This window comes from Pseudovibrio sp. W64 (assembly GCF_001623145.1).
Taxonomy (GTDB): domain Bacteria; phylum Pseudomonadota; class Alphaproteobacteria; order Rhizobiales; family Stappiaceae; genus Pseudovibrio.
This window is the reverse complement of sequence record NZ_LMCI01000043.1, coordinates 326,162-338,123: the sequence shown is the minus strand read 5'-3', so window position 1 is coordinate 338,123 and position 11,962 is coordinate 326,162. Positions and strand designations below refer to the sequence as shown.

The 11,962-nt window shown below is 49.5% G+C and carries 15 protein-coding genes; all 15 read left to right on the top strand.

All coding sequences use genetic code 11. The features are described 5' to 3' along the window. The first annotated feature begins 110 nt into the window (after positions 1-110). Positions 111-710 carry a head-tail connector protein gene (locus PsW64_RS25640; RefSeq protein WP_193757861.1) on the top strand — a complete coding sequence of 200 codons (600 nt, stop codon included), beginning with the start codon at positions 111-113 and terminating at the stop codon, positions 708-710. A 25-nt stretch (positions 711-735) separates the two neighbouring features. Beyond that, positions 736-1,068, top strand: coding sequence for a phage head closure protein (locus tag PsW64_RS25635; RefSeq protein WP_063305441.1), 333 nt, complete (start codon positions 736-738; stop codon positions 1,066-1,068). Positions 1,069-1,103: 35 nt separating this feature from the next. Then, positions 1,104-1,478, top strand: a complete 375-nt coding sequence (locus PsW64_RS25630; RefSeq protein WP_193757860.1) for an HK97-gp10 family putative phage morphogenesis protein — start codon at positions 1,104-1,106, stop codon at positions 1,476-1,478. Continuing rightward, a complete protein-coding gene (locus PsW64_RS25625) occupies positions 1,475-1,876 on the top strand; it encodes a DUF3168 domain-containing protein (protein ID WP_063305439.1) in 402 nt (133 codons plus the stop codon). The genes PsW64_RS25630 and PsW64_RS25625 overlap by 4 nt, the downstream gene beginning before the upstream one ends. 2 nt (positions 1,877-1,878) lie before the next feature. Continuing rightward, a complete protein-coding gene (locus PsW64_RS25620; RefSeq protein ID WP_063289239.1) occupies positions 1,879-2,301 on the top strand; it encodes a phage major tail protein, TP901-1 family in 423 nt (140 codons plus the stop codon). Between the two features lie 3 nt (positions 2,302-2,304). Further along, positions 2,305-2,634: a hypothetical protein gene (locus PsW64_RS25615; RefSeq protein WP_063305438.1), complete on the top strand. Its 330-nt coding sequence runs from the start codon at positions 2,305-2,307 to the stop codon at positions 2,632-2,634. Positions 2,635-2,829: 195 nt separating this feature from the next. Further along, positions 2,830-5,043, top strand: a complete 2,214-nt coding sequence (locus tag PsW64_RS25610) for a hypothetical protein (RefSeq protein WP_063305437.1) — start codon at positions 2,830-2,832, stop codon at positions 5,041-5,043. Beyond that, positions 5,036-5,749, top strand: a complete 714-nt coding sequence (locus PsW64_RS25605) for a hypothetical protein (RefSeq protein WP_153042431.1) — start codon at positions 5,036-5,038, stop codon at positions 5,747-5,749. The genes PsW64_RS25610 and PsW64_RS25605 overlap by 8 nt, the downstream gene beginning before the upstream one ends. Next, complete coding sequence (locus PsW64_RS25600; protein WP_063305435.1) at positions 5,746-6,330, top strand: hypothetical protein; 585 nt, start codon at positions 5,746-5,748, stop codon at positions 6,328-6,330. Before PsW64_RS25605 ends, PsW64_RS25600 begins: the two co-directional genes overlap by 4 nt. Then, positions 6,315-6,719 carry a DUF6950 family protein gene (locus tag PsW64_RS25595; protein WP_063305434.1) on the top strand — a complete coding sequence of 135 codons (405 nt, stop codon included), beginning with the start codon at positions 6,315-6,317 and terminating at the stop codon, positions 6,717-6,719. Before PsW64_RS25600 ends, PsW64_RS25595 begins: the two co-directional genes overlap by 16 nt. Next, the gene (locus PsW64_RS25590; RefSeq protein ID WP_063305433.1) at positions 6,719-8,527 is read left to right on the top strand and encodes a hypothetical protein; all 1,809 of its coding nucleotides are present in this window, start codon (positions 6,719-6,721) and stop codon (positions 8,525-8,527) included. The genes PsW64_RS25595 and PsW64_RS25590 overlap by 1 nt, the downstream gene beginning before the upstream one ends. Positions 8,528-8,553: 26 nt before the next feature. Continuing rightward, positions 8,554-9,924 carry a hypothetical protein gene (locus tag PsW64_RS25585; RefSeq protein ID WP_063305432.1) on the top strand — a complete coding sequence of 457 codons (1,371 nt, stop codon included), beginning with the start codon at positions 8,554-8,556 and terminating at the stop codon, positions 9,922-9,924. A gap of 63 nt (positions 9,925-9,987) precedes the next feature. Further along, positions 9,988-10,620 carry an NlpC/P60 family protein gene (locus PsW64_RS25580; RefSeq protein ID WP_057463296.1) on the top strand — a complete coding sequence of 211 codons (633 nt, stop codon included), beginning with the start codon at positions 9,988-9,990 and terminating at the stop codon, positions 10,618-10,620. A 176-nt stretch (positions 10,621-10,796) separates the two neighbouring features. Then, positions 10,797-11,081, top strand: a complete 285-nt coding sequence (locus PsW64_RS25575) for a hypothetical protein (protein WP_063305431.1) — start codon at positions 10,797-10,799, stop codon at positions 11,079-11,081. Between the two features lie 161 nt (positions 11,082-11,242). Further along, the coding region (locus PsW64_RS25570) for an Ig-like domain-containing protein (RefSeq protein WP_193757859.1) at positions 11,243-11,962 on the top strand (720 nt) is incomplete at its 3' end.

Sequence of the window (11,962 nt, the reverse complement as noted above, 5' to 3'; positions counted from 1 at the left end):
GCAGGCGCAAAGTATCAAGTATCTCGATCTGACTGGACCTGCGAATGAAGACGCGGGCGAGCCAGTAGATGCAGATGAGGACTGACCTTTAACTTTACATGGATGCCCACATGGACTGCGGTTCAACTCCGAGATTGAAGACGGCACCGGTCACACTGCCCATTAGTGTTGCTGACATAAAACTACATTTGTGCGTTGATGTTGTTGAAGATGACGCTCTCATTGAAACTTATTTGAGAGCAGCTGTCTCTCGTCTTGAAGGATACCATGGTGAACTCAAGCGGTGCCTCATCAATCAAACCTGGGAACAGAGCTACTGCTGTTGGCCTGGTAACAGAACCTTCAAACTCTGGTTTCCTGATGTCTCCAGAACTGAGGTCACATATGTGGATGCAAGTGGAGTATCAAAGCAGCTTGCTCCCTCATTACTTGAGTTTGAAAGCAGCGTGGAAGGAACTGACCTGCATGTCGCAAAAAGCTTTTCTTTTCCGCAACTGAATGCCGATAAGAGGCGTCCCATTAACATTACATATGTCACTGGATTTGGTGACCAGCCTGAAGATATTCCCGCGGCGATAAATGCAGCGATCATGATGATGGTTGGTCATTTGTACGCTACTCGTGAAGACGTGGTGATTGGTTCAGTTGCGACTTCAGTGCCTCACTCCTCCAAATTTATGCTTGAACCTTACCGCCGCTTTATCGGGTAGGCGGGGATTTTAAAAGGCTATCATCATGCGGGCTGGTCGTCTCAAAGACAGGGTCACCTTCAGGCGTAAAGCATCTGTTTCCAATGGCTCTGGTGGCTTGATTACATCCTGGAACCTGCTCTTCAAGACTGTAGGTGAGTTGCAAATGTCCAAAGGCAAAGAGGTGATTGCTGGCGGGCGTATTGAAGCCTCTGCCATGGGCGTCCTTTCTATTCGTTATACGGCTGTTTCCGCTGATCTGAGCGAAGCGGATATTGCGGTGATTGATGGCAAGACATTCAACATCCGTTCAATTCATGATCCTGAAAGGCGCAAGCGGCGGCTGGAACTGCTGCTTGAACGTGGGGTAGCAGTCTAATGCGTGATGGTGTGAAGGTTTCTTCAAATCTTGATGTGGTGATGGCGCAGTTTCGAAAGATTGCTCCTAGTGTTGATCAGGAAATTGAGAAGGTTCAAAAAAAATCTTCAACAGAGCTCGCCAACATTGCCAGTGCAGCTGCTCCCCAACGCAGCGGGCAGTTGTCTCGCTCCTTAAAATCCAGAAAAGCAACATCAGAAGATAAACTGGCCTGGGGGGAGAAGCAGGTCGCTAAAAGCCAGTCAGGCTGGGTGGTTGTTATTTGGTTTACGTGGCACTGGCTGGAGTTTGGAACAGTGCATCATCCAGCTCAACCGTTCTTCTTTCCAGCATTCAGGCTTATAAAAAAACGCCATAGCGGCCGCATGAACCGAGCGCTGAACAAGGCAATCAAGGATGCGCTCAAATGAACGGTTATGAGGTTACTCTACAGACCCAGCTCTATGAAGTGCTTGTAAATGCCGGAACGGCTGCAAAGTCCATCTTTGATCACCACACCTCTGAAGTTGGTAAAGAGGGATACCCATTCATCCAGATCGGGGAATGGCAGGCGATACCCAATGATGTCACAGGTGCATATGGCTCTCATGAATTTGTTGATCTTCATATCTGGTCTCGTGCTTCCGATCAGCTTGAGGCCAAGCAGATAATCGCAAAGCTCTATGGGAAACTGCACGATGCTGACTTGGTGGTTGAAGGGCTGAGTTCCTGCTTCTCGTTTGTTGAAAGTACGCGCGTCATGACTGATCCGGATGGGGTCACGCGTCATGGTGTCATAACGGTGAAATTCCATTGCAGAAAGGCATAGACATGGCAGACGGAAAAGGTCGGTTACTTCTCTTAAAACTTGGAAATGGTGCGGATCCTGAAGTGTTTGAAAACACTGCTGGGATTAAAACCAGAAACCTGTCCATCAACAACTCCCTGGTGGATGCAACGGTACCAGATAGCGATGACCCTGGCTCGATTGTCTATTCCTCATCTGTACACGGTATTCAGTCAGTCTCGTTTTCCGGGTCAGGTTTGAGTGATGATAGTGCAACCAGTACACAGCTCAACGCCGCTTGTCTGGAGCAAACCCGAACCAACGCTAAGGTCATTGTTCCAGGTCTTGGTGAGTATGCAGGTGTCATCCTTATCGAGAGTATCGAGTTCTCAGGTGAGGTTGAAGGGGAAGCGGAGTTCAGCATCTCCGTTAAGTTCACCGGAAAAGTCACCTTCACTGCGGAGTAGATCATGCGAAGAGCAAATAAAACCCGGGGCGAGGTAGCGCTCCAGCTTAACGGTTATGATCTTATTCTTTGCGCCGAAATGGAGCGTTTGGAGCAATTGGAACAAGCGTGTGATGGCCGGCCATTAGGGCAGCTTGTTGGTGATTTGGACATGATGTCAGTTTCAACGTTGAAAGCTTGTATTGGAGCTCTCACGATCGAGGGGGATGCGAAGCAGGCCTGGGAGAGTCAGACTGGGGTGAATTATCTACCTCTGCTGAAGGAAGCCATTACAGCAGCACTGTTCCCGGAACTGTCTGAGGGAAAGGGCGAGGCCGAAGTGGAGAGCCTTTAGAGTTCTTTCCATTTCGGCAATGGCTTCAATGGTTGCCTGCACTTGGATGGAGACCATCTGATTTTTGGCAGGCAAGTCTGGTGGAATTCAGTGAAGCTGTTGAGGGCTGGATTGCTATGAATCGCAGCCATGAAGGAGGGAGAAGCCTTTCCCCTTCTGAACGTGACGAGCTGAGACAACTGATGGAACTTCATAATGGCAAACTCCAGTGAAAGCCAAAAAGTAATCACGCTTTTTGATGCCCGAACAACGGACATGGAAAAGAAGATTGCCCGCTTGGAGAGGAAAACCAAGGGGAGCTTTGCACGTAATGAAAAAGCTGTTCGTGGCTTCAATCAGGAAATGAGGAAATCCAGTGCTGCAGCAGGAAAGCTCCTCAAATCAGTGGGTTCTTTACCATTTGCCGGGGCAGCAGCTGGGGCTCTGTCTCTGGCCGGTGCTTTGACCCTTGCCAAGCAAGGCCTTGAAGACTTCGACAAGGTAGCGAAGACTGCCAGGCAAAATGGTTTGAGTGGTGAGTTCTACCAAACGCTGGCGTTTATGGCAGGGGAAGCCTCGATTGAAACCTCCACTTTAGATACGGCCTTGCGCAAGTTCACAATTGGAGTTGGGGAAGCCAAGTTTGAGACTGGTGAGTTGTATTCTGCCTTGGAGAAGGCAGATAGAGGTTTGCTAAGAGCACTCGTGAATGCGTCCAGTGGTGAAGAACGTTTGAGACGTTATGCGGATGCAGTTTCTAAGGCTAAGACTGCTGAGGAAAAAGCTTTGTTGGTTAAGGCAGGGTTCGGCCAACGAGGAACAGACCTTGTTCGTGTTCTTGAACTTGGGTCTGATGCTATGGACAAGGCTGGAAGGAAAGCCAGCGCTCTTGGGAACATTATTGAAAATGATGTTCTCGAGCAGGCAGAAGAAATGCAAAACCGTTTGGGAAATGCCTCGGACGCTTTGGACAAGCAGCTCAAAGCGTCCTTAATTGACATCGGGCCATATCTCATAAATTTTAGTGAGAACATGGCTGGGGCAGTCAAGAAAGCTAGAGAACTCAAGGAAGCAGTAAAGGGGGGATTTGGCAATTTCTCAAAGGGGATGAGTGGACTTATAGGGTCTACTTTTGATCCTGATATTGATTTGCTAACGGGTAAAGATGGGTCTCCGTTCAAACCAGACAGCTTTTCAACCGGCTATCTTGGGAAGGCTCTTGCAAAAATTGAGGCTGATCGTGGGATCTTAAATAAGCGTCTGATGGCTACACAAGAGCGATTGAACTCAGGATCGCTGTCGCAAACCTTTCTGAATACTGAGAGCATGAAAGAAGCGGCACTATTAGAGCAAATCAGTGCATTGGAAACTAAGCTCCAGCTAGTTCAGGAGATCTTGGATCAGCGAAGTAAGAACAGCAATAAGCTGGCCTCATCATCTGAGAATTTGCCTGGTTCAACCATACCAACCGCAAGGGTAGCTGTGCCAACATCTAAGCCGGTTTTGGGTGTTGATGATCTTGCTGGCACTTATCGCAGTAAGTCCGCTAAAGATGCGATCAGACAAGCGCAAGCGGTTGAACGGGTCATTGCAGTGCTAAAGCATGAACGCGATTTGATTGGCAAAACAGAAATGCAGCAGCGGCTCCTGAACCAGATACGTGCAGCAGGGGCTGGGGCAACCAAAAAACAAAAGCAGGAAATTGAGAGCCTGGTGCGAGGCATCGATAACCAAAGGGCCGCACAGGAGCAGCTCAATCAAGTCTCTCAGTTTGGTGGGCAACTGATCTCAGATCAGTTTTCCCAGATCACAGCTGCGATTGACACGGGTAGCACGGCACTTGACCAATTCATTCAGTTGATGACGGACGCTGCAATCCAGGCAGCAGTGTTTGGTACTGGTCCGCTTGGTTCTATGTTTGGTGGTGGGGCAAGTGGTTCCAGTTCAAATAGCGGCGGTCTGGTGTCTACTCTTGCAACTATTGCGTCTTCACTTTTTGGCTTTGATGGAGGTGGTTGGACAGGGCCAGGAGGCAAGTACACTCCTAAAGGTATTGTGCACGGTGATGAGTATGTGTTCTCGAGAGAAGCAACCAGAAAACTTGGTGTTGCCAATCTTGATGCGCTGCATAAAAGCGCGAAAGGCTTTGCAAGAGGCGGCTTCGTCGGCGGTCCTGTTCCCATGATCCCGAAACCTGCAGCAATTCTTGCACCAGCAAACCGCAATACTCCTTCTGAGATCCGGTTGGTGGTTGAGGGCAGCTCTGAGTTTGATGTCAGAGTGGTCGGTGTTGCTGGTCCTGTTGCTGTGCAAATCGTCGATCAAGCTAAACCTGGCATCATCAAAGCAGCCACTGCTCAGTCCCGTGGGAACGTGGTCAATGACCTGAATGCTTATGAGCAAAACAAAGGGGGAAGTTGGCTTGGCTAATTTCGTTCATTGGCCGTTCAAGCTTTTTGCAATGCGGGGTAAACCAGCCTTTCACCAGCGGCCATTTACCAGATCGGGCGGCACTACGTTGGGAGGCCGCGATCTTGTAACGCAAACCGACTTAGGTTTCTGGCGGGCGGTGTTTCCAAACATCATGGTGAAGTCGAATGATATGGACCATGAGGAAGCTTGGAATGCGATCCAAGTTGCGTTGCAGGGGCGAACTGGCTTGGTGATCGTTCCGGCTTATTGCACGGGATCACGGTTGCAGCAGCTCGCAAAGACACAAAGTGCTCTGGCAACTCACTCTGATGGGTCTACGTTTTCCGATGGCACGAAGTACGCCAGTGAACCACCTTTGGTTCAAATGGAAGAAGACGCACAGACCGGTGCAACTGTTGTTAAGCTTCGCGCTTTGCGTGAAGGGTTGAGCCTGACGGGCATTAAGTACAGTTACTTCCATGCGCTTTACCAGACAGGCCCGGTGATCTCGCAAGATGGTGATGTGGTTCAAGTTCCGATCTTTCCTGCGACACGAGCTAAGATTCCAGCCGGATCCATTCTCACAGTGAAAGAACCAACATGTCTGATGCATCTTGCCTCTGATAATGAGATGGACATCGTCCACGGAGTGTCACCGATCACGCCTAAGACGCTGAACTTTGTTGAGGCAATCGACTACTGGGATAAGGTCGCAGCTGAATGAGTGCCCGCAAAGTGATGATCCTGATGAAGATGGATTTCCCCCAAGGAACCTCTCGCTTCTGGTTTGGATCTTGCCCTTACATTGATGCAAATGGTGATCACTGGCGAGCTGCCGGGGAACTCCCGGAAACAGCCTTAAGCACGCTGCAATATGCCTTTTCTGGTGAGGCCGTGGTTATGGAGGTCGGCCTGTCTGGCGTTCCTCAGGACATTGCCGACCTGGCTTATGAAGAAACTCAGGAAGATGATGTAATCGGGTCTGAAGTGCAGATTTTGTTGCAATCTTGTGATCAGTACTTTCAACCTGTTGGAGATCCAATCGTCAAGTTCACAGGCGAAATCATTGATCTGAATTTTCACAAAGCAGCTACGGGTGATCAGGCTCAACCTCATATCTTGCATCAAGTGATCGTGGTTGTTGCGAATGTGTTCCATGCCCGCAAATCGCGGCGCAATGCTGTGCTGTCGGATTCAGATCAAAAAGCGTTGTCGCTTAAACTCAATCCTGACCTTCTTCCAGATCTGTCATGTGAACGAGTGACCCTCATGAACGAGCAAACTATCACATGGCCACGTGCCTGAATAACCTGCAAGGTTGGCTGTCAGATCGACGTGACATGCGCTTCGATCCCGGCAAGGCTGACTGTTGCTTGGTCCTTGCCGATTGGGCGTGCTTCAACGGTTATCCCGATGGCGCTCAGTTTCTGCGCGGCACCTACTCAACCACTGAAGAGTTGAATGAACTGCTCACAACATCTGGCGGGGCTTTAGGTTTGGTTGAAGGTTGTGTTGCAATCGCGGGCCTGCTGGAAACGCGCTCTAGTAAGATCGGTGACATCGGGGTTGTCGGCAGTTTGCATAACCCGCTCCGGCAGTGGGGAGCGATCTGGGACGGGCTCAACTGGCAAGTTCATTGGCGGGATGGTTTTGAAACCATTCACGCACCAGCTCTGAAAATCTGGAGTGTTTGATGCCTCATGCTGTTGCATTGGGTGTTGCGTTCGTATTGTCGAACGGAGCGGCCATACTTGGTGCATCCGTTGCGACGCAAGCTATTCTTGCGGGTGCTGCGGTGTCCTCTGTTGGTGTTGGGATTATCGGTGTCGGCTTGTCTGCTGGTGTTGGTTATGCCGTCAAGGAGTTGGCGGGCACTCAGCGTCGGCAGAGTAATGCAGCTCCCTTGCCAAGTGTTGCAGATGGCAAAGTCAATCAACGGCAAAGCGTACCGTCTCGGTCGTTTGCTTATGGGTTGGTGCGCAAGGCTGGAGACATGATGTTTCTGGAGGAGCGTGACGGGACTGCTTACATGATCATCGCGCATGCTTCTCATGAGATAGATGGGTTTGTTGAACACTACCTGAGTGATGCAGCGGTTGAGATTGATGAAGATGGCAACGTCATAAAATCGCTGAGCAATGATGAGGATGCATCTAAGTATTACCGCCTCAGTGGTAAGGCTAAGGTCATTATCAAAGAACGGTTGGGCACTCCGGTTGGTGAGCCGTATTCCGAACTGGTCACGAAGTTTAGTGATATCTGGAGTGATGACCATCGCGGCGACAACATCGCCAGCACGCTTGTGATTTGTAAGAGCGTCAGCGCTCAGCATCATAGAACGGTGTATCCGCATGGATATCCGACTGTGACATCTTTGGTTCGGGCGAAGCGCGTTTTAGATCCCCGAACTGATGAGGTTGCCTTTAGCAGGAACCTTGCACTTCACCGTCTTGATCTCTTGCTATCTCCCTATGGAGGAGCCTTGAAGCCTGAGCGGATTAATCTTGAGAGTTGGGCCAATGCTGCTGCTGTTGCTGATGAGCAGGTCACCAACTTCCAAGGGGATCAAGAGCCTCGATATCATGGTGGCTTCAGTGGCCGGGAAAACAATGACCCCACTGAGGTTGCAAGGTTGATTGATGAAGCGGGTGAACTGCTGCTTTATGTTGACCTGCAAGGCAAGGTGGCTGTGCATGCCGGGGAGTGGGTAGAGCCTGACATTCACTTGAAAACAGCAGACATCAAGGAAGTGACGTTCCTGTCAAACCGGAATCCAAACTCGAATGTGAAATCTGTTCGGGGCCTTTGGACCAATCCAGAGCTGAACTATACCGAAGATGATGCGGTCATCTGGGGTGATCCCTATGTGGATGAGAACGACCCCAGGTCGCGAACCGTTGATAACGAATGCATCCAAAGCCACAACCATATGCGGCGCAAACAGAAGCTAAAATACATTCGTGCAACAGCTCCGCGTGTGCGGATTGTGTGCGACTACTTTGCATCTGAGAACCTGCCGTTTCGACGCTTTATCAAGATCACAGAACCGCCTCATCTGGTGGATGCCTATCTGGAACTTATTGGAACTCCGATCTTGGATCTCAACAATTTTACCCACCAGTTTGAGGCAATCGTTGTTCCTAAGAGCCTTTACGATTTTGAACCTGAGGAGGAGGGCGAAAAGGGTGATCCTCCTCAACGCATTGGTTCCTCTGCATTGCCGATTGTCACCAGCTTCACGATTGCATTTGAGCAGCAGGGCCAGAGCTTGATTGCTGAGGCGAGCTTCTCGCGTGGCTCTGAGGCTCTCACCTATGAGCTGGAGTACATGAAAACCAGCGGCGGCGCTGCCAAGTACGCGCAAGCAAACGATGGTGAAGAAACCATCGAGACAGAAAGTTTGACTGCTCGTGTGGAATATCGGTTCCGTATGCGAACCCGTTCGGTCTTTGGGCAAAATAGCAGCTGGTCTAATCCAGTTGTGCATCAGGCCTCTATCTAATCTCATTTCGAAATCTGGAGTTGGCTATGAACTTCCTGACCAAGGAAATCGTTTGGCGTGATTTTGTGACGTTCGGTCTTGGTAGCACCACTGAGCACGAACCAGTCAAAGCTGAGATTAGAGCGTATCTGGGGCAGCTTGAGATAGGTTCTACGCTTGGAGCCGTGATCGTTAAGACCAAGGCCGAGCTGGATAATATAACCAACAAACCAGACTACACACCTGCCATAGTCGGAGCTGACTCCAACCACGCCTTAAGCGGTTACTATCAGTGGCTGGGCGGCACCTGGAACTATGTGCGAGACCTTGCTGACAGTATCACGCGACTGGTCGATATCGATGGGACGGGTAATGCGATCAGGGCGAAACTTCGATTGGGTGTCAGCCTCTCGGCAGTTGAGTTTGCAGTCTTCGTTCCCATTGCAAACAACTCAGGCGCCGTGACCATCAAGGTTGATGATGTGCTGTTGCCAATTCGAAATGGCCTCGGCAATGAACTCGACCCTGATGACCTGCAAGCAGGCTATCCGGCGATGCTCACAGTGATTGAGGGGCAGGTGGGCTATGTTCTCCTTAATCCGGCAAATGTCGAAGCAGTGGTTCTTGCTGCCAAGACCGCAGCCATAGCAGCTCGTAATCAGGCACAAACAGCTCAAGGCAAAGCAGAGGATGCTTTGAACCAACTGGAAGCAGCAGTTGAACAAGCTTCTGATCTGGCGTTCAAACGCTTCAATAAGCTCTATCTAGGGTCATTTGACGACGATCCGGACACTGATAATGAGGGCAATGAGCTGGCAGATGGAGCGCTGTATTTCAAATCGCAAGATAAGAAGTTGAAAGTCTACTCTGATGTTGATGGATGGGTGCTTGCAACTCCAGACACAAGTGACTTTCTCCATAAAACGAACAACCTGAGCGATATTCCCAGTGCGCCTCACGCTCGGCAGAACTTAGGTCTGCAAAACCTGGCGGTGTTAGACAAAGTTGGAACTGAGGAGATTGAAGATAGTTCACTCTCCACTCAAAAATACAAAAACAGCTCTGTTACAGATCTGAAGCTCAACTCAGCAAAGCTGAATACATTGGCAGGGGTTCCGAGGATTATTGCCGCTGCAAAGGTGGATGGAAGCGGTGATGTGCTTTGGGCAAGTAATCTGACCTGCAGCCGTACTAGTGTAGGTGGTTACGAATACGAGTTCGTACAAGCGCTCCCATCCAGCAAAGCAGGCAAATACATCGTCTTAACGACGGCAGATGAAAGCGGACACATACCTCGAACCACTGCGAAAACAAAAGATGGCTTTAAGACTGGATTTGTGACACGGCGAACGACCACACCTTATCCATTTGTCGGCTCAAGCACAGGTCACGATGTGGTTGTGATTGGTGTTTGGTAGGGCATTGCAAGCGAACTCAACTGAAAGCCGGCTCCCCTGGGGAGCCTTTTTTGTGAGGTGATCATGGGACGGGTACCAGACTTGGAATCTCAAGAAATGCTGTTGGAACTTGGATTCAATCCAGGCAAGCCCGATGGTGATTGGGGCAGACTTTCAGAACATGCCTATCAGAGTTGGCTAGGCTTCAAGATTAAAGCGGTCAAAAGTGGCGAGCCGCCATGGCTTATTGAGGCGCGACGATTGTTGGGAACCAAGGAAATATCTGGACCGAAGCACAATCCAAGGATTATGGGTTGGGCGAGTAAGTTGGGTATCTCCTACCAGACTGATGAAACCCCTTGGTGTGGTCTGTTTGTCGCCCATTGCATGAGCCTTGTTTCTGATCGCCTGCCTATCAATCCTCTAGGGTCTCGCCAATGGGCGAAATACGGCAGACGGTTAGATAAAGGGGTACCTGGCTCTATTCTTGTCTTCTGGCGCGGTAGCCCTCGCGGTTGGAAAGGGCACGTTGGTTTCTACGTTTCTGAGAGTGCCGGCCACTATCATGTGCTTGGTGGCAATCAGTCCAATGCAGTCACAACTGCAAAGCTTTCAAAGCGGCGGCTCTTAGATATCCGGTGGCCGGAAAGCTATCCAGTGAAAGGAGAGCGGGTGTTGGCACAGCGCGAAGGTGCTGTCTCGATCAACGAAGCTTGAGGTTGCTTCAGTTAGAACTTCTTTTCTGGCTAGCTAGTGGATAAACTCACAAGCTTGGTTGCACAGGAACTCGTGAAATTTCTTCGTGAGTTTGGTCGCGTTGGAACACTCGCTTGATTGAGTATCGGAAGTGCAAAGCCTGACGAGACGACTAAAACTACACGATCAAATTGCGAATGAAAGAGGTGCTTGTGATGGCGATGCAAGAGCAAACGCTTTCGGGTTGGCGTCTTGGAAAAGAGATCCCAGTAGGGCTGATGTTTACTGTGATACTGCAGTTTATTGGTTTTGTCTGGTGGGCGGCAAGCGTCAACGAACGAGTGACTGCATTGGAGCGCTACGCTTCGCAAAGTAGCGCTATGGTTGAGCGTGTTACACGGGTTGAGACATTGGTTGAGAGCGTTGAAAAGCGGTTGGAAAATATCGAAAGGAAACTAGATCGCATTGCCGATAAGGGGTGAAAGTACATTTACTTACAACCTAACATAAGAAAGATGCGAGATTCTTATCTATTTCAAAATACAGCGGAAAATTCATATTTATTAAAATTGAAATCATAAGTTTCGGGCAAGTTTTGCAACTTTAGGGTGTAATTGTTAATGCTCTTAGGGAAGTTGTTTTAATGTCTAACTCCGCACCATTTTCCTACCCAATTCAAATCTCAACTACTGAAAACGATGTGATTTCCATTAGAGTTTTCTTCCAGGATTTTGATCTGGTAGATACTCATACACTTGCTTTGAATGTCGCTGAAATGATCGGAACTGGAACAGTCATCAGTGATGACACATTCCACTATGACCCAGGCACTAAATTCGATCATCTAGCTGTTGGAGAAACAGCTACAGATACGTTTTCTTATACGATTACTGATGCTGCTGGTGAAAGTGCGACTTCTACTGTCACAATTACGGTGACAGGGCAGAATGAAGGGCCGGTTGCGGTTGAGATTGCGAGGCAGACAGACGAAAACACTGCGATTAATATTGCACCCGAGTTCGTTGATCTCGATACATCTGACACCCATAGCATTGCCGTTGATACGAGCGACACTACCGGTTCTGTTACAGTAAATGCCGATGGTACATTCACCTATAGTCCAGATGGTAAGTACGACGCATTGAACCGCGGAGAAACCGCAACCGATACTTTCACTTACACCGTAACAGATGCCTCAGGTGAAAGTTCCACTGAGACGGTTACTGTTACAATCCTGGGTGAGGGTAATGTCACAGCTAAATCCGGCAAACTTGTTGCATCTGATGGTGCCGAGTATGACAGCTTCGGCCATGGAGTGCAGGTGAATGACCACGGGGTTGTGGTTGTTGGTGCTTCTGGTGAC

What these genes read in the sequence shown, in the direction of transcription:
- PsW64_RS25600 (WP_063305435.1), top strand. Translation starts at nt 5,746, where the DNA reads ATGAGTGCCCGCAAAGTGATGATCCTGATGAAGATGGATTTCCCCCAA.
- PsW64_RS25580 (WP_057463296.1), top strand. Translation starts at nt 9,988, where the DNA reads ATGGGACGGGTACCAGACTTGGAATCTCAAGAAATGCTGTTGGAACTT.
- PsW64_RS25635 (WP_063305441.1), top strand. Translation starts at nt 736, where the DNA reads ATGCGGGCTGGTCGTCTCAAAGACAGGGTCACCTTCAGGCGTAAAGCA.
- PsW64_RS25625 (WP_063305439.1), top strand. Translation starts at nt 1,475, where the DNA reads ATGAACGGTTATGAGGTTACTCTACAGACCCAGCTCTATGAAGTGCTT.
- PsW64_RS25590 (WP_063305433.1), top strand. Translation starts at nt 6,719, where the DNA reads ATGCCTCATGCTGTTGCATTGGGTGTTGCGTTCGTATTGTCGAACGGA.
- PsW64_RS25575 (WP_063305431.1), top strand. Translation starts at nt 10,797, where the DNA reads ATGAAAGAGGTGCTTGTGATGGCGATGCAAGAGCAAACGCTTTCGGGT.
- PsW64_RS25615 (WP_063305438.1), top strand. Translation starts at nt 2,305, where the DNA reads ATGCGAAGAGCAAATAAAACCCGGGGCGAGGTAGCGCTCCAGCTTAAC.
- PsW64_RS25585 (WP_063305432.1), top strand. Translation starts at nt 8,554, where the DNA reads ATGAACTTCCTGACCAAGGAAATCGTTTGGCGTGATTTTGTGACGTTC.
- PsW64_RS25640 (WP_193757861.1), top strand. Translation starts at nt 111, where the DNA reads ATGGACTGCGGTTCAACTCCGAGATTGAAGACGGCACCGGTCACACTG.
- PsW64_RS25595 (WP_063305434.1), top strand. Translation starts at nt 6,315, where the DNA reads ATGGCCACGTGCCTGAATAACCTGCAAGGTTGGCTGTCAGATCGACGT.
- PsW64_RS25610 (WP_063305437.1), top strand. Translation starts at nt 2,830, where the DNA reads ATGGCAAACTCCAGTGAAAGCCAAAAAGTAATCACGCTTTTTGATGCC.
- PsW64_RS25620 (WP_063289239.1), top strand. Translation starts at nt 1,879, where the DNA reads ATGGCAGACGGAAAAGGTCGGTTACTTCTCTTAAAACTTGGAAATGGT.